At 61.4% G+C, this 19444-nt stretch carries 23 protein-coding genes and 1 pseudogene; 12 read left to right on the forward strand and 12 right to left on the reverse strand.

The annotated features are described in order from the left end of the window. Together AACY30_RS23300 and ycaC are read left to right on the forward strand one after the other, a co-directional pair. Nucleotides 1-387, forward strand: a complete 387-nt coding sequence (locus AACY30_RS23300) for a Zn-ribbon domain-containing OB-fold protein (RefSeq protein WP_339471666.1) — start codon at nucleotides 1-3, stop codon at nucleotides 385-387. 104 nt (nucleotides 388-491) lie between these two features. Next, complete coding sequence (gene ycaC, locus AACY30_RS23305; protein ID WP_049711340.1) at nucleotides 492-1124, forward strand: isochorismate family cysteine hydrolase YcaC; 633 nt, start codon at nucleotides 492-494, stop codon at nucleotides 1122-1124. 96 nt (nucleotides 1125-1220) lie between these two features. Here the strand turns inward: ycaC and AACY30_RS23310 are convergent, their stop codons facing one another. Further along, a complete protein-coding gene (locus AACY30_RS23310; RefSeq protein WP_339541189.1) occupies nucleotides 1221-2252 on the reverse strand; it encodes a PDDEXK nuclease domain-containing protein in 1032 nt (343 codons plus the stop codon). A 201-nt stretch (nucleotides 2253-2453) separates the two neighbouring features. Here AACY30_RS23310 and AACY30_RS23315 point away from each other — a divergent pair, with 201 nt between their 5' ends. From AACY30_RS23315 to AACY30_RS23340, 6 genes are all read left to right on the forward strand, one after another. Next, complete coding sequence (locus AACY30_RS23315; RefSeq protein ID WP_339471668.1) at nucleotides 2454-3098, forward strand: NAD(P)H-dependent oxidoreductase; 645 nt, start codon at nucleotides 2454-2456, stop codon at nucleotides 3096-3098. Continuing rightward, a complete protein-coding gene (locus AACY30_RS23320) occupies nucleotides 3037-3414 on the forward strand; it encodes a MerR family transcriptional regulator (RefSeq protein ID WP_339541190.1) in 378 nt (125 codons plus the stop codon). The genes AACY30_RS23315 and AACY30_RS23320 overlap by 62 nt, the downstream gene beginning before the upstream one ends. A gap of 125 nt (nucleotides 3415-3539) precedes the next feature. Further along, nucleotides 3540-3782 carry an exodeoxyribonuclease VII small subunit gene (locus AACY30_RS23325; RefSeq protein WP_003176346.1) on the forward strand — a complete coding sequence of 81 codons (243 nt, stop codon included), beginning with the start codon at nucleotides 3540-3542 and terminating at the stop codon, nucleotides 3780-3782. Then, nucleotides 3779-4666, forward strand: coding sequence for a (2E,6E)-farnesyl diphosphate synthase (gene ispA / locus AACY30_RS23330; RefSeq protein WP_339541191.1), 888 nt, complete (start codon nucleotides 3779-3781; stop codon nucleotides 4664-4666). Before AACY30_RS23325 ends, ispA begins: the two co-directional genes overlap by 4 nt. 111 nt (nucleotides 4667-4777) lie before the next feature. Then, nucleotides 4778-6676: a 1-deoxy-D-xylulose-5-phosphate synthase gene (dxs, locus tag AACY30_RS23335; RefSeq protein ID WP_339416981.1), complete on the forward strand. Its 1899-nt coding sequence runs from the start codon at nucleotides 4778-4780 to the stop codon at nucleotides 6674-6676. Between the two features lie 94 nt (nucleotides 6677-6770). After that, on the forward strand, nucleotides 6771-8666 hold the full coding sequence (locus AACY30_RS23340) for a TonB-dependent receptor domain-containing protein (RefSeq protein WP_339541192.1): 1896 nt from the start codon (nucleotides 6771-6773) through the stop codon (nucleotides 8664-8666). Between the two features lie 11 nt (nucleotides 8667-8677). Here AACY30_RS23340 and AACY30_RS23345 read toward each other — a convergent pair. From AACY30_RS23345 to nrdR, 10 genes and pseudogenes are all read right to left on the reverse strand, one after another. After that, nucleotides 8678-9463: pseudogene (locus AACY30_RS23345) on the reverse strand (cobalamin-binding protein); the annotation flags it as partial. Then, the gene (locus AACY30_RS23350; RefSeq protein WP_339471674.1) at nucleotides 9460-9879 is read right to left on the reverse strand and encodes an MFS transporter; all 420 of its coding nucleotides are present in this window, start codon (nucleotides 9877-9879) and stop codon (nucleotides 9460-9462) included. The gene AACY30_RS23350 and the pseudogene AACY30_RS23345, both read right to left, overlap by 4 nt. After that, complete coding sequence (ribA, locus tag AACY30_RS23355; protein WP_339471676.1) at nucleotides 9876-10493, reverse strand: GTP cyclohydrolase II; 618 nt, start codon at nucleotides 10491-10493, stop codon at nucleotides 9876-9878. Before ribA ends, AACY30_RS23350 begins: the two co-directional genes overlap by 4 nt. Before the next feature lie 148 nt (nucleotides 10494-10641). After that, nucleotides 10642-11604 (reverse strand): thiamine-phosphate kinase, encoded by a 963-nt coding sequence (thiL, locus tag AACY30_RS23360; protein WP_339471678.1) that lies wholly within the window; start codon nucleotides 11602-11604, stop codon nucleotides 10642-10644. A gap of 18 nt (nucleotides 11605-11622) precedes the next feature. Continuing rightward, complete coding sequence (nusB, locus tag AACY30_RS23365) at nucleotides 11623-12123, reverse strand: transcription antitermination factor NusB (protein ID WP_065873720.1); 501 nt, start codon at nucleotides 12121-12123, stop codon at nucleotides 11623-11625. Continuing rightward, complete coding sequence (gene ribH, locus AACY30_RS23370; protein WP_003194576.1) at nucleotides 12120-12596, reverse strand: 6,7-dimethyl-8-ribityllumazine synthase; 477 nt, start codon at nucleotides 12594-12596, stop codon at nucleotides 12120-12122. Before ribH ends, nusB begins: the two co-directional genes overlap by 4 nt. Nucleotides 12597-12686: 90 nt before the next feature. Then, a complete protein-coding gene (gene ribBA, locus AACY30_RS23375) occupies nucleotides 12687-13778 on the reverse strand; it encodes a bifunctional 3,4-dihydroxy-2-butanone-4-phosphate synthase/GTP cyclohydrolase II (protein ID WP_339471680.1) in 1092 nt (363 codons plus the stop codon). A 15-nt stretch (nucleotides 13779-13793) separates the two neighbouring features. Continuing rightward, a complete protein-coding gene (locus tag AACY30_RS23380) occupies nucleotides 13794-14456 on the reverse strand; it encodes a riboflavin synthase (RefSeq protein WP_339416990.1) in 663 nt (220 codons plus the stop codon). 46 nt (nucleotides 14457-14502) lie between these two features. Further along, entirely contained in the window at nucleotides 14503-15639 is a 1137-nt protein-coding gene (gene ribD, locus AACY30_RS23385; protein WP_339541194.1) for a bifunctional diaminohydroxyphosphoribosylaminopyrimidine deaminase/5-amino-6-(5-phosphoribosylamino)uracil reductase RibD, read from the reverse strand. Then, nucleotides 15636-16106 (reverse strand): transcriptional regulator NrdR, encoded by a 471-nt coding sequence (gene nrdR, locus AACY30_RS23390; RefSeq protein WP_049713467.1) that lies wholly within the window; start codon nucleotides 16104-16106, stop codon nucleotides 15636-15638. The genes ribD and nrdR overlap by 4 nt, the downstream gene beginning before the upstream one ends. Before the next feature lie 140 nt (nucleotides 16107-16246). Here nrdR and AACY30_RS23395 point away from each other — a divergent pair, with 140 nt between their 5' ends. From AACY30_RS23395 to trxA, 3 genes are read left to right on the forward strand one after another with little or no spacing between them, the layout of a single operon-like run. Continuing rightward, complete coding sequence (locus AACY30_RS23395) at nucleotides 16247-16702, forward strand: YbaY family lipoprotein (protein WP_339471684.1); 456 nt, start codon at nucleotides 16247-16249, stop codon at nucleotides 16700-16702. Further along, nucleotides 16699-17355 carry a class I SAM-dependent methyltransferase gene (locus tag AACY30_RS23400; RefSeq protein WP_339416993.1) on the forward strand — a complete coding sequence of 219 codons (657 nt, stop codon included), beginning with the start codon at nucleotides 16699-16701 and terminating at the stop codon, nucleotides 17353-17355. The genes AACY30_RS23395 and AACY30_RS23400 overlap by 4 nt, the downstream gene beginning before the upstream one ends. Nucleotides 17356-17412: 57 nt before the next feature. Beyond that, entirely contained in the window at nucleotides 17413-18285 is an 873-nt protein-coding gene (gene trxA, locus AACY30_RS23405; RefSeq protein WP_339471686.1) for a thioredoxin, read from the forward strand. On the opposite strand, the gene AACY30_RS23410 is transcribed toward trxA, so the two are convergent. Next, nucleotides 18282-18623, reverse strand: a complete 342-nt coding sequence (locus AACY30_RS23410) for a hypothetical protein (protein WP_339416995.1) — start codon at nucleotides 18621-18623, stop codon at nucleotides 18282-18284. The two genes, trxA and AACY30_RS23410, sit on opposite strands and share 4 nt — an antisense overlap. A 136-nt stretch (nucleotides 18624-18759) precedes the next feature. Between AACY30_RS23410 and AACY30_RS23415 the strand changes: the two genes are divergently transcribed. Next, complete coding sequence (locus tag AACY30_RS23415; RefSeq protein ID WP_339416996.1) at nucleotides 18760-19347, forward strand: DUF2796 domain-containing protein; 588 nt, start codon at nucleotides 18760-18762, stop codon at nucleotides 19345-19347. The last annotated feature ends 97 nt before the right edge of the window (nucleotides 19348-19444 follow it).

Here is a 19444-nt window from a genome sequence, read left to right on the forward strand (position 1 = left end):
ATGCACCTGACATCACCGCACATCACCCCCGAAAGCGCACCGTTCTGGGAAGCGGCCAACCGGGAGCAACTGCTGCTGCGCCGCTGCCTCGACACTGGCAAGGCCTTTTTCTACCCCCGCGACCACAGCCCTTTTACCGGCAGTGCGGCCACCGACTGGATCGTCGCCAGCGGCAACGCCACCTTGTACAGCTTCAGCTACAGCGGGCGAGACGATGAAGCGTATTGCATCGCCTACGTAACGCTCGACGAGGGACCGACAATGTTGTCCGTCATCGAGTGCGAGGACAGGCAACAGCTGCATATCGGGCAAAGGCTTGAGGTGACCTTCGCGCCGACGCCCAATGGGCAAAAAATACCCATCTTTAGATTGTCTCTTAAAGGTTGACAGTCAGACACACCGCAGCCGATTTATCCCCCGTCACCCCCCCATTAATCTGTGCCCATGTTGAACGCAACGCCAAACCCACTTAAACAAAAAAGGATTCAACCATGAGCACGCCAACCTACAACCGCTTGAACAAAGACGACGCCGTAGTGCTGCTGGTCGACCACCAGACCGGCCTGATCTCCCTGGTGCAAGACTTCTCCCCTAACGAGTTCAAGAACAACGTGCTCGCCTTGGCGGACCTGGCCAAGTTCTTCAACCTGCCGACCATCCTCACCACCAGCTTCGAGCAAGGCCCCAACGGCCCGCTGGTGCCGGAGCTGAAAGAAATGTTCCCGGACGCGCCGTACATCGCTCGCCCTGGCCAGATCAATGCATGGGACAACGAAGACTTCGTCAAGGCGATCAAGGCCACCGGCCGCAAGCAGATCATCATTGCCGGCGTGGTCACGGATGTGTGCGTCGCGTTCCCAACCTTGTCGGCACTGGCGGAAGGCTTTGATGTGTTTGTGGTGACTGATGCCTCGGGCACGTTCAACACCACAGTGCAGCAGGCGGCGTGGAGCCGGATGACCCAAGCCGGTGCGCAGATGATGAACTGGTTCTCGGTGGCCTGTGAGCTGCATCGCGACTGGCGCAACGATATCGAAGGCCTGGGCAATCTGTTGTCCCAGCGTATTCCGAACTACCGCAACTTGATGAATGGTTACTCGGCGCTGACGGCGCGTAAGGACTAAGCCAACCGTTTCACTCAACACAAGCCTGCCCTGAAAAGCAGGCTTTTTTTATTCGCTAAAACAACGTCCCCACCCGTATTTGGCCTATCACGCACTCTAATTCGCCAGCTCGCGCTCGATCTGCTCAATGCTAGGCAAAACCGTCTGCAGCTCCGCGGGCAGCGACTCAACCAGTTGATATTCAGCCACACCCATCGGTCGGTTGTTGTCGCGCAATGCATATTCGGCGACGACTTCGTTCTTGCTCTTGCACAGCAGCAGGCCAATCGTTGGTCCGTCTTGCGGGTGTTTGAGCTGGGCATCGACGGCCGCAAGATAAAAGCTCAACTGCCCCAGATGCTCGGGTTTGAACTTGCCCGCTTTCAGTTCGATCACCACGTAGCAGCGCAGCTTCAGGTGATAGAACAACAGGTCAACAAAGAATTCATCGCCCCCAACGTCGAGCAGCACTTGCTGGCCGACGAAGGCAAAACCCGCGCCCAGCTCCAACAGAAAGTCAGTGACGTGTTTGATCAAGGCGTTTTCTATGTCGCGCTCCTGCGCGTCCAAGCCCAGGCTGAGGAAATCAAAACGGTAAGGGTCTTTCAGCGATTCGCGCGCTAAATCGGATTGAGGTTTGGGCAGATGGCTGTCGAAATTGCTGACGGCCTTGCCACTGCGCTCCAGCAATCGGCTTTCGATCTGCATGACCAACGTGTTGCGCGACCAGTTGTGTGCTATCGCCTGGGCGATGTACCAGCGGCGGGTTTCGGGGCCGGGGAGTTTGTCCAGCAACACCACATTATGACCCCAGGGCAATTGTGCAGCAGCCTGTTGCACAAATTCCGAGCTTGGCCATGCCTGCGCGAAAGCACGCATGTATTTAAGATTACGCGGTGAAAAACCCTTCATTTTGGGAAAGGCCGCACGCAAATCCTGGGCAAGACGATCAATCACTTTACTGCCCCAGCCCTGCTCAGCCTGACGGGTCAAAATGTCCTGGCCGATCTGCCAGTAGAGCAGCACGAGTTCTCGGTTTACCGCCAGCGTTGCGCGCTGTTGCGCCGAATGGATGCGGCCTTTCAGGTCAGTCAGCCAGTCGCTGTAACCCGCAGGCGGTTGGGTCAAGCCGATAGCGGTTTCGCTCATGCCGTTGCACTCTTGTGTTTTAAGGCAGGCTAGTCAGGGGCATGTGCTGTCACAAGGGGCCAGGAACGGTTCAGGAAGGGCCTTTCAACGGTTACAGAAACGCCCTGCTGGCCATTGCAGATCGGCGTATTGCCGCCCCACGCTTGACTCTCCCCTATACGGTAACCCTTACCCTGAAAGGCCATGTTCAGGACCTTTCCCATGACCCCGCGCACCCTGGTTATCCTCGGGCACCCCTCCGCCACCAGCTTTTGTTCAGCCCTGGCCGAAACGTACGTCCACGCCGCAAAAGACGCCGGCCATGAGGTGCGCGTCCTACGCTTGGGCGACCTGGCTTTCGACCCTGTCTTGCACAACGGCTACTCCGAGATCCAAGCCTTGGAACCCGACCTGCTCAGCGTACAAGCTGACATCCTTTGGGCCACCCATCTGACGTTCATTTTCCCGATCTGGTGGGGCGGCGTCCCTGCCTTGATGAAAGGTTTTATCGACCGAACTTTCCTGCCCGGCTTTGCCTTCAAATACCGTGCTGGCAAGGCATTCCCTGACAAACTGTTGAAAGGCCGGAGCGCGCACCTATTGGTGACCCTGGACACCCCTGCGTGGTACTACCGCTGGTTCTATCGCATGCCAGCCATCCATCAGATGCGCAAGACCACGCTGGGGTTGTGTGGCATCAAGCCGACCAAGACGTTGCTGTTCGGGCCGGTACTGGGCTCTACTGCAGCGCAGCGGGCCAGGTGGCTGAAACAAACCGGCGCTTTATTGGGAAAAGGGAATTTTCATGTACATCGGCAAAGCCGCGCAGTTGTCGGGCACGACCATCAAGGCAATTCGTCACTATGAGGCGATCGGGCTATTACCTACGCCGCAGCGTCAGGGCCAGTACCGGGTCTATTCGGAGCAAAGCGTTCAGTTGCTGATGTTTATCAAGTGCGCGCAGCAACTGGGCTTCAAGCTCAAGGAGTTGCAGGACATTCTCCGAGGCCATCAAGGCGATGCGTTGCCCTGGGACCGAGCGGACCAGGCTATCGCTGGCAAAAAACAGGAACTGGCCGTGCAGATTGCCGAATTGCAGAAGATGCACATGGGATTGTTGGCATTTGAGGCACAGCTGAAGGATGCACAAGGACAGTGTTTGTCAGTAGCGCAGAGAACCTGACGGCTCATGAGCCGAATAATCCGCTTACTCGGCTCACACACCACGGCATCCTCCCCCGCTCATTTGCCCAGAATCCCCATGTCTGCTAGTGTCGCGCCGGTTTACCGTCTACCGGAATAGCCGCCATGGCCCGCAAAAAAGTTGCACTCGATTTCGAACAATCCCTCGCCGACCTGCAAACCCTGGTCGAGCGTCTGGAGAACGGCGAGTTGTCGCTGGAAGACTCGTTGACAGCGTTTGAGCAAGGCATCGGCCTGACCCGTGACTGCCAGAGTGCTTTGGCGCAGGCGGAACAGAAGGTCCAGGTATTGCTGGAACGTGACGGGGAGTTGGCCGAAGAGCCTTTCGATGCGGAACAGCCCGAATGATCGACGCGTATCAGGCCAGTAGCCAAGCCCGGGTCAATGCGGCGTTGGAACCCTTGTTTGTTGCGCCAAGCCCCGAACTCAAGCGTCTTTACGAAGCCATGCGCTACAGCGTGATGAATGGCGGCAAGCGCGTGCGCCCCTTGCTGGCCTATGCGGCCTGTGAAGCCTTGGGCGCGCCGGCCGAACAGGCGAATGGCGCGGCGTGTGCGGTGGAGTTGATTCACGCCTATTCGTTGGTGCATGACGATTTGCCGGCGATGGACGACGACGATTTGCGTCGCGGCCAGCCGACCACCCACAAAGCGTTTGATGAAGCCTGCGCGATCCTCGCCGGTGACGGCCTGCAAAGCCTGGCGTTCAGCGCACTGCTGGACCCGGCGCTGAGCAGCGTCAACGCCGACATCCGTCTGCGTATGGTGACCGCCCTGGCCGTGGCTGCAGGCCCCGCCGGTATGGTCGGAGGCCAAGCTATCGACCTCGGTTCGGTAGGCCAGAAGCTTGATCAACACGCTTTGGAATACATGCACCGGCACAAGACCGGCGCCTTGATCGAAGCCGCCGTGCACTTGGGCGCCCTGGCCAGTGGGCGGGCCGAAGCCCCTCAATTGGCGGCGCTGAAGACCTACGCGCTGGCCGTCGGCCTGGCGTTCCAGGTGCAGGACGACATTCTCGACGTAGAAAGTGACACCGCCACCCTGGGCAAACGCCAAGGCGCTGATATCGCACGGGACAAACCGACGTATCCTGCGCTGCTCGGGCTGGAATCGGCCAAGGTTTATGCCTTGGAACTGCGCGACCAGGCCCTGGACGCCCTGCGACCTTTCGACGCGGCGGCCGAGCCACTGCGTGACTTGGCGCGGTATATCGTCGAACGCCGGCACTGATTACAGCGGCCATTTCAGCCGCATATCGGCCAAGTTCGGCGCTCTGCGTGGGCAGTTTGCGATGCTTGAGGTAAACTGCCGCCTCTTCTTATACCTATAACGATTCGCCTGATGCCCACGACGTTTCAAGAGATTCCCCGCAAGCGCCCGTCCACGCCCCTGCTCGACCGTGCTGCCACGCCGGACGGCCTGCGTCGGTTGGGTGAAGCCGAGCTGGAAACCCTGGCCGATGAGTTGCGCCTGGAATTGCTCTACACGGTCGGCCAGACCGGTGGGCATTTTGGTGCTGGCCTGGGCGTCATCGAGCTGACCATCGCCCTGCATTACGTGTTCGACACCCCGGACGACCGGCTGGTGTGGGACGTGGGCCATCAGGCGTATCCGCATAAAATCCTTACGGGTCGCCGCGAGCAAATGGGCACCCTGCGCCAGAAGGACGGCGTTGCTGCCTTCCCGCGTCGCTCCGAGAGCGAGTACGACACCTTTGGCGTCGGCCATTCCAGCACCTCCATCAGTGCAGCGCTGGGCATGGCGATTGCCGCCCGTCTGCAAGGCAGCGATCGCAAGGCGATTGCCGTGATTGGTGATGGCGCGCTGACTGCCGGCATGGCCTTCGAAGCGCTGAACCATGCGCCGGAAGTGGACGCCAACATGCTGGTGATCCTCAACGACAACGACATGTCGATCTCGCGCAATGTCGGGGGCCTGTCCAACTACCTGGCAAAAATCCTCTCCAGCCGTACCTACGCCAGCATGCGCGAAGGCAGCAAGAAGGTGCTCTCGCGTCTTCCCGGTGCGTGGGAAATTGCCCGGCGCACCGAAGAATATGCCAAGGGCATGCTGGTTCCCGGCACCCTGTTCGAAGAGCTGGGCTGGAACTACATCGGCCCTATCGACGGCCACGACCTGCCGACCCTGATCGCCACGCTGCGCAACATGCGCGACCTCAAGGGCCCGCAGTTCCTGCACATCGTCACCAAGAAAGGCAAAGGCTTTGCCCCGGCAGAAGTCGACCCGATCGGCTATCACGCAATCACCAAGCTGGAGCCGCTGGACGCCCCCGCCGCTGCGCCGAAAAAAGCCAGCGGGCCTAAGTATTCCGGTGTGTTTGGCGAATGGCTGTGCGACATGGCCGCCGCCGACCCGCGCCTGGTGGGCATTACACCGGCGATGAAGGAAGGCTCCGACCTGGTGGCGTTCAGCGAACGGTTCCCGCTGCGTTACTTTGACGTGGCGATTGCCGAGCAGCACGCAGTGACATTCGCCGCCGGCATGGCCTGTGAAGGCGCCAAGCCGGTGGTAGCTATCTACTCGACGTTCCTGCAACGCGGTTATGACCAACTGGTGCATGACGTGGCGGTGCAGAACCTCGACGTGCTGTTTGCCATCGACCGCGCCGGCTTGGTCGGCGAAGACGGCCCGACCCACGCGGGCAGCTTCGACTTGTCCTACTTGCGTTGCATCCCCGGCATGCTGGTGATGACGCCGAGCGACGAAAACGAATTGCGCAAGATGCTCAGCACCGGCCATTTGTACAACGGCCCGGCGGCCGTGCGTTACCCGCGCGGCAATGGCCCGAATGCCGTGATCGAAAAGGACCTGGAGCCGATCGAGATCGGCAAAGGCATCGTGCGTCGCCAGGGCAGCAAGACCGCGTTCCTGGTGTTCGGCGTGCAGCTGGCGGAGGCCCTGAAAGTCGCCGAGAAGATCGACGCGACCGTGGTCGACATGCGTTTCGTCAAACCACTGGATGAAGCCTTGGTGCGCGAGATCGCCGGTAGCCACGAGCTGCTGGTGACGGTTGAAGAAAACGCCATCATGGGCGGCGCCGGTGCGGCGATCAGCGAATGCCTGGCGCGGGAGAACATCCTCAAGTCGGTGCTGCACCTGGGCTTGCCGGATGTATACGTTGAGCATGCCAAGCCGGCGCAGATGCTGGCGGAGTGCGGGTTGGATGAGGCCGGGATCGAGGCTTCGGTGCGCGAGCGCATGGCGCTATTGGGCCTCTAACCCAATCTCCAGGCTGAAACCGGGACTAGAATGTGGGAGCGAGCAAGCCGCTCCCAGATTGGTTTTGTGTCAATTTGATAGCCATGGACCGCCCATGAGTCGCCTTCGCCTCGCCCTGCCCTTGCTGCTTCTAGCCTCCCCGGACCTGCTCGCAGACACCCGCGACGACGCCCTGAAACTCCCCAACGTCGTCATCAGCGCCAACCGCCAGGTGCAGGCGCGCAACGACAGCAGCGCCGCCAACAGCGTGTTTACCCGCGACGACATCGACCGCCTGCAACCCACCAGCCTGACCGACCTGCTCAGCCGCGTTCCTGGCGTGCAAATAGCGCCTACTGGTGGGCGCGGCAGCCTGCCCGGCATCTATATTCGTGGCACCAAATCCGCCCAGAGCCTGGTGCTGGTGGACGGTCAGCGCATCGCCAATAGCACCTCCGGTGACAGCGGCTTGCAGTACCTGAACGTCGACCAGATTGAACGGGTGGAGGTGCTGCGCGGTTCACGCTCGGTGATCTACGGCAGCGATGCAATTGGCGGGGTGATCCAGGTGTTTACCCGGCGTAATACCGGGCAAGGCCTGCAACCACGCCTCAAGTTCGGTTTCGGCAGCAATCAGACCTGGGAGCGCAGCCTTGGCCTGTCCGGCGGTGATGAGCACACCCGTTTCAACCTCGGCGCGAGCCTGGATGAAACCTCGGGTATCAACTCGACGCACACGTCATTCCCAAGCGATGGCGACCACGACGCCTACCGCAACCAGTCACTCAGCCTGAACCTGAGCCATTCTTTCAGCGATGAGCTTGAGGCCGGGTTCAACCTGTTGGATAACCGTGGCAAATCGGAGTACGACAACAGTTTCGGCCGCTACGACGTCGCCACCGGGCAAACGCTTGGGCAAAAGCCCTACACCGACTACACCGTCAGCAGCGCCAGCGGCTATGTCGACGCCAGGCTCAACGAGCGCTGGCAGTCGCGCCTGGAGCTGGGCCATAGCGAGAACCGGGACACCAAGCGCGATACCCTCAGCGATGACTTCAGCGTGTTCAATACGTACCGCGACTCGGTCAACTGGCAGAACGACCTGACGCTGAATGACCAGAACAGCCTGATTCTCGGCGGCGACTGGTACGAAGACCGGTTCCACGGCTCCACCACCTTTACCGAAAACAGCCGCTGGAACCGTGCAGCTTTTGTGCAACATCGGTTCCACGGCGACTGGTTTTCCACCGAGTTGGGGGTACGGCGCGACCAGAACCAGCAATTTGGCGGGCAGAACAGCTGGAGCGGCACCGTCACCGTGCCGGTCAACCCCGACAACGACGTGCTGCTGAGCTACAGCGAAGGCTTCCGTGCGCCGACCTTCAACGACCTGTATTACCCGGATACGAAATACAGCAACCCCAACCTGCAGCCCGAAACCTCGAAAAGCTACGCGCTGCAATGGCGCAGCCAGTTGAGCGACAGCACGCGCCTGGAAGCCTCGCTGTACCGCACCGAATTGAGCGATGCGATCATCCTCGACAGTAACAGCAAGCCCCAAAACGTGGCGTCGGCGCGCATCGATGGCGTTGAGGCCGCGCTGAAGCAAGAGCTGTTTGGGTGGCAGGGCAACCTGGGGCTTGCGGTCATCGACCCGCGCGACCGTGACAGCGGCCACACCCTGGCCCGCCGGGCGCGGCGTACGTTGAGCCTGGATCTGGATCGGCAGTTCGACAAACTGGGCGTAGGTGCCAGTTGGCAGGCCATCAGCAGCAGCTATGACGATGAAGACAACACACACCGCCTTGGCGGGTATGCCTTGCTGGGGTTACGCGGCAGTTGGACGTTGAATCGGGAAGTGGCGTTGTCGGTGAAGGTCGATAATCTGTTGGACAAGTCTTATGCACGGGCGCGTTACAGCTATAACGACCCGGGGTTCTTGAACAATCAGGATTACCGTGAAGAAGGCCGGGCTTGGATGATTGGGGTGACTTGGACACCCGAGATCTGAGTTGGCTGTGACAGGTCAGGTGCAATCACCTGGCACAACCTCGCCACCGCCTCCAACATCTGCCCACTGGGCCGCTCCAGGCCTTTGTCCGGCACCACCCGCACCCGCGTCGCCATCGCCGGCCAGACCTTCCAGGCCTCCTTCTGCGCCTGATCCCCCACCAGAATCAGCTCGGGATCACGCTGCAACACCGACTCGATATTCACTTGCGGCGCGGGCAGCGTGAGGTCGTCAAACACATTGCGCGCGCCGCACACACCCAAGGCATCGCTGATGATCTGCCCGCCGCCCACGGTGTACAGCGGCGGGTTCCATACTTGGTAGAACACTCGCAACGGCTTGACCCGCTGATAACGCTGACGCAGTTCAGCCAGGCGCTGGCGCAACTGTGCAGCCAACTGCCGACCGGCTTCAGGCCGACCTAATTGTTCGGCGATGGCCTGCACTTGGGTAGTGAGTTGCTCAAGGCTGTGGGGTTCGGAGACGTACACCGGAATGTTCAGGCGCTGCAACTGCTCACGCTGGGCCGGGCCGACACTGCCGGGCCACAGCAGGATCAGGTCGGGCTTGAGGCTGAGCAGGCGTTCCATGTCCAGTTGGCCATAACGCCCCACCGACGGTACTTGCGCCAAGGCTGCCGGGCGATCGCCGCCGTCGAGCACGCCCACCAGCAGGTCGGCAGCGCCCAGTTCAGCGACGATTTCAGACAGCGATGGCGCCAGGCTGATCACGCGTTCGGCAGCCAACGCCTGGGCACTCGATGCCAGCAGCAGGAACGCCAGCCAGTGACGCCTCATCCCAATTGACGGGGGATGCGGTAGAGGTAAAACAGCACGAGTGTCGATAGCACCAGCAAGAACAGCGGCACTGCTTCAAGGCCGACAAACACCGCTAACGCGCCGATCCAGGCTGGCATGGAGGCAATCAGCAACGCCGTGCGCCGACGCGCCGCCAACGTAATCCAGGCAGCCGGTTCTTCGGGGGTATCGAGGGCTTTGGAGGTCGCGATCAACGCATGTTTATAGCCGTTGAAGTAGCGCAGACTGAGGAACATCGAAGCCACACCGGCAATAAAGAACGGCATGGCCAGCACCGGCAGCAAGGACTGGGCCTTACCAAATACCAGGTTGATCACGAACAAAGGGAGCAGCGCCAGCGCCAGGTACTGCCACCAATTGAAGGACAGTCGCCGTTTCACCTGGCCACGAGTCACGCGCGGTCGACCTCGCCCTGGTGCTCGTTGCCCATCATGTGATCAAGCTTGCTGGCCTTGGTGGCCAGGTAGAGCTTGTTATGCGGGTTGTGCCCGGTGTGCAACGGCACGCGCTCGGCAACGGTGATGCCCATTTCGGTCAAGGCTTTGACCTTGCGCGGGTTATTGGTCATCAGGCGCAGGGACTTGACGCCCAGATACTCCAACATCGGCAGGCAGATCGCATAGTCACGCTGATCAGCGGCGAAGCCCAGGCGCTCGTTGGCCTCCACGGTATCGGCACCGCCATCTTGCAGCTCGTAGGCGCGGATCTTGTTCATCAGGCCAATGCCACGGCCTTCCTGACGCAAGTACAGCAGCACGCCACGGCCTTCACGCGCGATGGCTCGCATAGCCGCTTCGAGTTGCGAGCCGCAGTCGCAACGCTGGCTGAACAGTGCATCGCCGGTCAGGCACTCGGAGTGCAAACGCCCAAGCACCGGCGCGCCATCCGCGATATCGCCCAGGCTAAGCACAACGTGCTCGCGCCCGGTGGCTTCTTCAAGAAAGCCGTTCATGGTGAACGTGGCAAAAGGGGTAGGCAGCTTGGAAGCGGCGACGAAAACGACGGGCACCGTGTGCTCCTGATTTCAGTTTTTACAGAGGCGGCCATTGTAACAGCACGTTCCTACAGACGCTTAAGCTGAATTATCGCTGATAAAGATCAATCGGTTTGATTGGCCTTTGTTCAGGTTCTATGCAGCGCCACTGGCCAAGACCTCTTCACGCGTCGCGAAAATGCTGATAACCCCGAATGGCCGGGGTGATGTCCTGCCCGTTGTCGTCGAGCAGCGTCACGCCCTGCCCCGCCCGGACACGGCCGATCACATGGATCGGCCAGCCATTGGCCTGCAACGGCGCCAATTCGGCGGGTGGCAGGGTGAACGCCAGCACGTAGTCGTCGCCCCCGCTCAGGGCCGCCACGCGCGCCTCATGATCGCCGACAAACGCCAGCAGCGCCTGGGACAATGGCAACCGCTGACGCTCAATCAGCAGGCTGACCTTTGATGCCGTGGCGATATGCCCGCAATCGGCGAGGAGCCCGTCGGAAATATCCATCGCAGACGTGGCCTTGCCGCGCAGCGCCAGCCCCAGGGCCAACTGCGGCTGCGGCGACCAGTAATGGGCCAGCAGCGGGTCGGCGATGGTCACATCGGCGCTGCGTTGGCCCAACACCAGCGCCAAGGCGCCAGCCGCATTGCCCAGCTCGCCGCCGACACACAGCAGGTCACCCGGCTGCGCACCGCTGCGGGTCAAGGCTTGCCCGGCCGGCACACGACCAAACACGGTCAGGGTCAGGCTGAGGGGCCCGCGCGTGGTATCGCCGCCCACCAAGCCCACGCCGCAGCGTTGCGCCATGCGGTTCAAACCCAGGGCATAGCGTTGCAGCCAATCGGCATCAACCGTCGGCGTGGTAAGGGCAAGGGTAAACGCGAGAGGGTTGGCGCCCATGGCAGCCAGGTCGCTCACCGCCACCGCCAACGAGCGTTGGCCGAGCAGGAAGGGGTCGCAGGGGTCCGAAAAGTGCACCCCGGCCACCAATGTATCGGTAGAAATTGCCAGTTGCTCCCCGGCAGGGAGCGCCAGCAAGGCGCAGTCGTCGCCGATCCCCAAGGCAATGCCTTCGCCGCCTTGCGCACAAGGCGCGGCGGCGAAGTAGTTGCGGATCAGCTCAAACTCGCCCATTCAGGACTCAAGCGCCGGTTAGCGCTTGTACGCCTTCACTTCAGCTTCACGCAGGCGCGGGGCCAGCTTGTCGAGCACGCCGTTGACGAACTTGTGACCGTCGGTCGAACCGTAGACTTTCGCCAGTTCGATGCCTTCGTTGATCACTACGCGGTACGGCACATCGACGCGATACAGCAGTTCCCAGGTGGACAGGCGCATCACGCACAGTTCAACCGGGTCCAGCTCTTCGATGGTCAGGTCCAGGCAAGGTGCCAGGGCCGTGTCGATCTCGCTCAGGTGCGCATACACACCGTGCAGGATGTCGTGGAAGTACGGCAGGTCGGCGAAGGTGAAATCGTTATCGACGCGAAACTGTGCTTCGATTTCGTTCAACGAGGCGCCCGCCATCTGACGCTGATACAGCGCCTGGGTGGCCAGTTGACGAGCAGCGCGACGCTTCTCGTTCTTGGACGGCTTACCGGCGTCGGCTGGACGCTCGTCGCGTGGGTTGAAACGATCGCTCTCGTCGGAAATCACTTGGCCTCCAACTGCGACAGCAGGCTGACCATTTCCAGGGCGGACAGGGCAGCTTCAGCGCCTTTGTTACCGGCCTTGGTGCCGGAACGCTCGATGGCTTGTTCGATGGAATCAACGGTCAGTACGCCGAAGGCGACCGGCACGCCGAACTCCATGGACACCTGGGCCAGGCCCTTGGTGCATTCGCCAGCCACGTATTCGAAGTGCGGAGTACCGCCACGAATGACCGCGCCCAGGGCGATGATGGCCGCGTATTCACCCTGTTGAGCAACTTTTTGCGCAACCAGTGGAATTTCGAAGGCGCCAGGGGCACGGATAAGGGTGATGTCGCTTTCGCTCACACCGTGGCGAACCAGGGCGTCCACGGCACCGCTAACCAGGCTTTCAACCACGAAGCTGTTGAAGCGGCCAACTACCAGGGCGTAGCGGCCTTTGGGGGCGATGAAGGTACCTTCGATGGTCTTCAGGGTCATTCGACAAATCTCTTAAAGAGCCGGGACGCGTGTATGACGCGTCCCTTAGTGATATTTGAACCGCGAACAAGGGGCGACAATCGCCGGCCTTTATTCGGAGGGCACGTATTCTACTACTTCCAGGTCGAAACCGGATATCGCATTAAATTTCATGGGTGCACTCATCAAGCGCATTTTGCGCACGCCCAGGTCACGCAGGATCTGCGAACCGGCACCGACGATGCTATAGGTGGTCGGTTTTTTCACCGGCACGTTGTCAGCCGTTTCGCGGATATGCGCCAGCAACACATCGCCGTCCACCGGATTACCCAGCAGCAACACCACGCCGCTACCCGCCTCGGAGACCGCAGCCATGGCGGCGCGCAGGCTCCAACGGCCCGGTTGCTTGACCATCAGCAGGTCACGCAGCGGGTCCATATTGTGCACGCGCACCAAGGTCGGTTCGTCTGCGCAAATGGCACCCAGGGTCAGGGCCATGTGCACGTCGCCTTCCACTGAATCACGGTAGGTCACCAAATTGAATTGGCCCAGTTCGCTGTCCAGTGGCTGCTCGGCAATCCGCTGAACGGTACGTTCGTGGATCATCCGGTAGTGAATCAGGTCGGCAATAGTGCCGACCTTGATGTTGTGTTCGGCGGCAAAGGCTTCCAGTTCACCACGGCGGGCCATGGTGCCGTCGTCGTTCATCACTTCGCAGATCACCCCGCTCGGCTCGAAACCGGCCATGCGCGCCAGATCGCAGGCCGCTTCAGTATGACCGGCGCGAGCCAGGGTGCCGCCCGGCTGGGCCATCAGCGGGAAGATGTGGCCTGGGCTGACGATGTCTTCGGCCTTGGCGTCTTTCGCGGCGGCCGCCTGTACGGTGCGTGCACGGTCAGCAGCAGAGATACCGGTGGTGACGCCGGTGGTGGCTTCAATCGATACGGTGAACTTGGTGCCAAAACCCGAACCGTTGCGCGGCGCCATCAACGGCAGCTTGAGCAACTCGCAGCGCTCACGGCTCATGGGCATGCAGATCAGCCCACGGGCGTGCTTGGCCATGAAATTGATGTGCTCAGCCTGGCAGGCCTCGGCGGCCATGATGATGTCGCCTTCGTTCTCGCGGTCTTCGTCATCCATCAGGATGACCATCTTGCCTTGGCGGATGTCTTCAACCAGTTCTTCGATGCTATTGAGCGCCACGTGGCACCCCCTTGGTCAGGATTTCAGGTAGCCATTAGCGGCCAGAAAACTTTCGGTGATGTTACTGGCAGCAGGCTCTGCGGCCTTGTCGCCCAGCAATAGGCGCTCCAGATAACGGGCAAGCAAGTCGACTTCAAGGTTCACCCGGCGACCCGGCTGGTACGACGCCATGATGGTTTCGCTCAGGGTGTGGGGAATAATGGTCAGTTCAAATTCGGCGCCGTTCACGGCGTTCACGGTCAGGCTGGTGCCATCGACGGTGATCGAGCCTTTGTGGGCAATGTACTTGGCCAACGCTTTGGGCGCGCGGATGCGGAATTCCACGGCCCGCGCGTTTTCGCTGCGCGCCACGACTTCGCCGACGCCGTCGACGTGGCCGCTGACCAGGTGGCCGCCGAGGCGGGTGGTCGGCGTCAGGGCTTTTTCCAGGTTGACAGGGCTGCCGGCCTTAAGGTCATTCATCGCGGTGCAGTCCAGGGTTTCCCGGCTGACATCGGCGGCGAAGCCGTTGCCCGGCAGCTCGATGACGGTCAGGCACACGCCACTGACGGCGATACTGTCGCCCAGTTTGACGTCGCCCAGGTCGAGCTTGCCGGTTTCAACCAGCAGGCGTACATCGCCGCCTTTGGGTGTCATTGCACGGATGCTGCCGATGGATTCGATAATGCCGGTGAACATTTCGTTCTCCTGAAAACGGGGCTGACGCTCAAGCGCAGGCCGGGAATTATACGCTCGCTGCGGGGAGCGGGATGGCAGTGACTCGCCAGTCGTCGCCAACAGCGCGCATTTCAGTGATCTTGAGTTGGGGGGAGTCGGCGAGTTTCTCAAGCGGCCAGTCCAGCAAAGGCCGGGCGGCGGAGCCGAGGAACTTGCCGGCGACGAAAATCACGTACTCATCCACCAGGCCTTGCTGGGCGAACGCGCCCGCCAGGCTTGGGCCGGCTTCTACCAGCACGTCATTGACGCCGCGGGCAGCCAGCGCAACCAGTGCTGAACGCAGGTCGACCTGGCCCACGACGCCCGGCACCACCAGGCACTCGGGGCCACGGGGGAACTGGTTTTCCGCCGTCACGCACGTGATGACCAACGCCGGGCCGGCCTTGAAGAACGGCGCATTGAGCGGCACGCGCAAGCGGCCATCGATCAGCACGCGCAACGGCGGGCGCGACATCGCCAGGGCAGTCGTGGCTTCGTCCAGGCCAAGCTCGGCGGCGCGCACGGTCAGGCGCGCACCGTCCGCCAACACCGTGTCGGCGCCAGTCAGCACCACGCTGGCCTCGGCGCGCAGGCGCTGTACCGCGGCGCGGGCGGCGGGGCCGGTGATCCATTGACTTTCGCCGCTGGCCATCGCGGTGCGACCGTCCAGGCTCATCGCCAATTTGACCCGCACGAAAGGCAGGCCGTGTTCCATACGCTTGAGGAAACCCTTGTTGAGGGCCCTGGCTTCACCCTCCAACACACCGCTGCGCACCTCGATCCCGGCCTGGGCCAGGCGCTGCATGCCGCGCCCGGCGACTTCCGGGTTAGGGTCCTGCATCGCCGCAACCACCCGCGCCAACCCGGCGCTCAGCAACGCATCGGCGCACGGCGGGGTGTGACCATAGTGGCTGCAAGGTTCAAGGGTTACGTAGGCCGTGGCACCGCGAGCCTTGTCACCGGCTGCGCGCAGGGCATGCACTTCGGCATGGGGCTCGCCGGTACGCACATGCCAGCCTTCGCCGACAATCTGCCCATCACGCACAATCACGCAACCTACCCGCGGGTTGGGGTGGGTGGTGTACAAGCCATTGCGTGCAAGTTCCAGGGCGCGGGCCATGTAATGGGCGTCGAGCACAGCCTGTTCAGCAGAAGGTGGGTTCATTCTTTGGCAGGCTCACGGGCCAGGCGGTCGATCTCTTCACGGAACTCATTGAGGTCCTGGAAGCGTCGATACACCGAGGCGAAACGGATATAGGCAACTTCGTCGAGCTTTTGCAGCTCGCCCATTACCAGTTCTCCAACTACCAGGCTCTTGACCTCGCGCTCGCCGGTCGCCCGCAGCTTGTGCTTGATGTGCACCAGCGCCGCTTCCAGCCGCTCGACACTCACTGGTCGTTTTTCCAGGGCGCGCTGCATACCGGCGCGTAATTTATCTTCGTCGAAAGGCTGGCGGCTGCCGTCGGACTTGATCAGACGTGGCAATACCAGTTCGGCGGTTTCGAAGGTGGTGAAACGCTCACCGCAGCCAGAGGCCAGGCATTCGCGCCGGCGACGCACTTGATCGCCCTCGGCGACCAGACGCGAGTCAATGACCTTGGTGTCGTTGGCACCGCAGAAGGGACAGTGCATGGTTGGCAGGCAACAAATAAAGGGAGGACCATGGTAGCGCATCCCCGTGGCAAGACAAGCCATAGCCTTTACGGTATATAGGCTGACTATTATGTTTCATATCTTTTAAGCCACGGATTTTGTCCTTTCTGGAGCCGTACATGCAGTTACGACCACTTGTTTTGCTCACCCTCTTCAGTTTCCTGGTCGCCTGCAGCAGCGAAGCCCCAAAGCCGGCCGCACCTCAACCGACGCCAGCGCAAGAGAAAAAAGTCCCAGGGATTGAAGACATGGGCCCCCTGCCTGCCTATCAGCGGGAAATCAGCGGCAGCCTGACCAACGTACCGGCGGGTGCCGAAGTCGAGATGGCCTTGTTGGTCATCGACGACCGTTCGCGCCCGCAGCAACTGCTCGCCAGCAGTGTATTGAGCGGCAACGGCAAGCCCTTGGCATTCCGCCTGCGCTACAACCCCGAAGCCTTCCCAGCCGGTGCGCGGGTTGAACTGCGTGGCCGCGCCAGCCAGTCCGGCGAGTTGATCCTGCACCTGCCCGCCGTGCTGATCACCCAGGCAATCACCCAGACCACCGGCCCCCTGCAACTCGTCAAGGCACCATGACGCCACCGCTGGACCTGCAAGCGGCGCTGAGCGAACTGATCGGCGACGCGCAACTGGTGCCCTGCCCGCTGCCGGGTACCGAGCTGTCTTTGTGGCTGCTGGACGCAGACAACATGGACCGCGCCTTCAGCCCCGAAGAAACCCGGCGCATCCTGCATGAACCGCCTTACTGGAGTTTTTGCTGGGCCAGTGGTTTGGCGCTGGCACGGTATCTGGCGGCGACTCCTGAATGGGTCGCCGGCAAGCGCGTGCTGGATTTTGGCGCGGGTTCCGGTGTGGCCGGGATTGCGGCGGCTAAAGCGGGCGCGCTGGAAGTAGTCGCCTGCGACCTGGACCCGCTGGCCTTGGCATCCTGCCGGGCGAATGCCGAGCTTAATGGTGTGGAACTGGGTTATTCGGCGGACTTTTTCGCCGAATCAGACCGCTTCGACCTGATCCTGGTGGCTGACGTGCTCTACGACCGGGCGAACCTGCCGCTGTTGGACCAGTTCCTGACCCGTGGCCGCGAAGCGTTGGTGGCGGATTCGCGGGTGCGGGACTTTCAGCACCCGGATTATCAACGGCTGGAGATTCTGGATGCGCTGACGTTGCCGGACTTGGCGGAGCCTTGGGAGTTTCGCAAGGTGAGCCTGTACCATTCGCGGCGCACTTGAGACCTTCGCGAGCAAGCCCTTATAGTTGCCCCATTCCCGCTTTATTCGAGACGCCCCATGAGTGAGCCCACGCCATACATCTTCGACGTTACTACTGCCACCTTCGACCAGGCAGTGATCCAGAACTCCTTCGAAAAACCCGTGCTGGTGGATTTCTGGGCCGAGTGGTGCGCGCCGTGCAAGGCGTTGATGCCGATGCTCGCGAAAGTTGCCGAGAGTTATCAGGGCGAGTTGCTGCTGGCCAAGGTTGATTGCGAGGCCGAGCAGGACATCGTCGCGCGTTTTGGCATTCAAAGCCTGCCGACGGTGGTGCTGTTCAAGGATGGCCAGCCGGTGGACGGTTTTGCCGGGGCGCAGCCGGAGTCGGCGGTGCGGGCGCTGTTGGAGCCGCATGTGCAGATGCCGCCGCCAGCTGCGGCGGACCCGTTGGAGCAGGCCCAGGGGCTGTTTGCAGAAGGTCGCATCAGTGATGCCGAAGCCCTGCTGGTCGCGCTGTTGGGCGAGGACAACACCAACGCCGCCGCACTGATCCTGTATGCACGCTGCCTGGCCGAGCGCGGTGAGTTGGGCGAAGCCCAGGCCGTGCTGGACGCCGTGAAAAGCGACGACCACAAAGCCGCCCTCGCCGGGGCCAAGGCGCAGATCACTTTCCTGCGCCAGGCTGCCGACCTGCCGGACGCCGCCGACTTGAAAAGCCGACTGGCGCAAAACCCGCAGGACGACGAAGCGGCCTATCAACTGGCAATCCAGCAACTGGCGCGCCAGCAGTACGATGCGGCGCTGGAAGGTTTGCTCAAGCTGTTCATCCGCAACCGCAGCTACAACGAAGGCCTGCCGCACAAGACCTTGCTGCAGGTGTTCGAACTGCTGGGCAATGATCACCCGCTGGTGACCGTGTACCGCCGCAAGCTGTTTGCCGCGTTGTATTAATCGCCGACCCAACTGTACAGCGGCGTATCACCGCCGCTGGCCACTTTCACCTTGGCGCTATGGCGCAGGCGCACCAACAGGCGCTTGCCCGCCGAGGCGTCCCCCGCCAAGCCTTCCAACTGGTCGAGCAGTTCGAGGCCACTGAGTTGCCCGGCCTCGCGCAACAGATCCTGAGCGTTCTGCCACAGGTCATCGTTCTGTTTTATCGGCACAACTGGCGGCGTACTCTCTACTGGGGCGGCCTGCAATTGCGCGCCCAGGCGTGCCCAATCAGCGTCGTCCAGCTCCAGGGTCAAGTCCACCGGCAGGTCGCCGACGGTTCCACGAATTCGCAACATCGTCGTTACTCCTGCACATTTTCCGATAGGCATGCTCCCATGCGGCTTGCGCAACGCCAAGCAGGCGGTCAAACTCCCGGCTCCATTGTTATAAGATCACATAACAAAACTTTTATCTTCGCTCGGGAGTTTCACCATGCGCCGTCTGTTGCTTGCTTTGCCGTTTGCCCTGCTGCCACTGGCGGTCGCCTATGCTCACGACGATCACGACCATGAACACGGCAGCCTCGGCGCCCATGAGCACGGCGTTGGTCGCCTCAACGCGGTGCTCGACGGCCAAGCCCTTGAACTTGAGCTGGACAGCCCGGCGATGAACCTGGTGGGTTTCGAACACGTGGCCACCAGCGCGGCGGACAAAGCTAAAGTCGCCGCTGCACGTAAACAGCTGGAAAACCCTGTCGCCCTGTTCAACTTGCCCAAGGCCGCCGGCTGCGTCGTCGGCAACCAGGAACTCAACAGCCCGTTGTTCGGCGACAAGCCCGAAGCCGACCATGACCATGATGATGACGCCAAAGACGGCGCCCACGAGCACCATCACGACCACAGCGAGATCCACGCCCACTACCAGTTCACCTGCGCCACGCCGACAGCCTTGAGCAATCTCGACCTGAGCCAAGTGTTCAAGACCTTCCCCGCCACCCAGAAAATTCAGGTACAACTGATCGGCCCGAGCGGCCAGCAAGGTGTTGAAGCGACGGCCACAGCAGCCACCCTGAAGTTCTGATTTGAAAATACGGTCAATGTGGGAGCTGGCTTGCCTGCGAACGGATCGCCTCGGTATCTCTGGAACAACCGAGTCGCCCGCATCACAGGCAAGCCAG

It is taken from the genome of Pseudomonas sp. RA_5y_Pfl1_P24 (assembly GCF_963970945.1).
GTDB lineage: Bacteria > Pseudomonadota > Gammaproteobacteria > Pseudomonadales > Pseudomonadaceae > Aquipseudomonas > Aquipseudomonas tritici.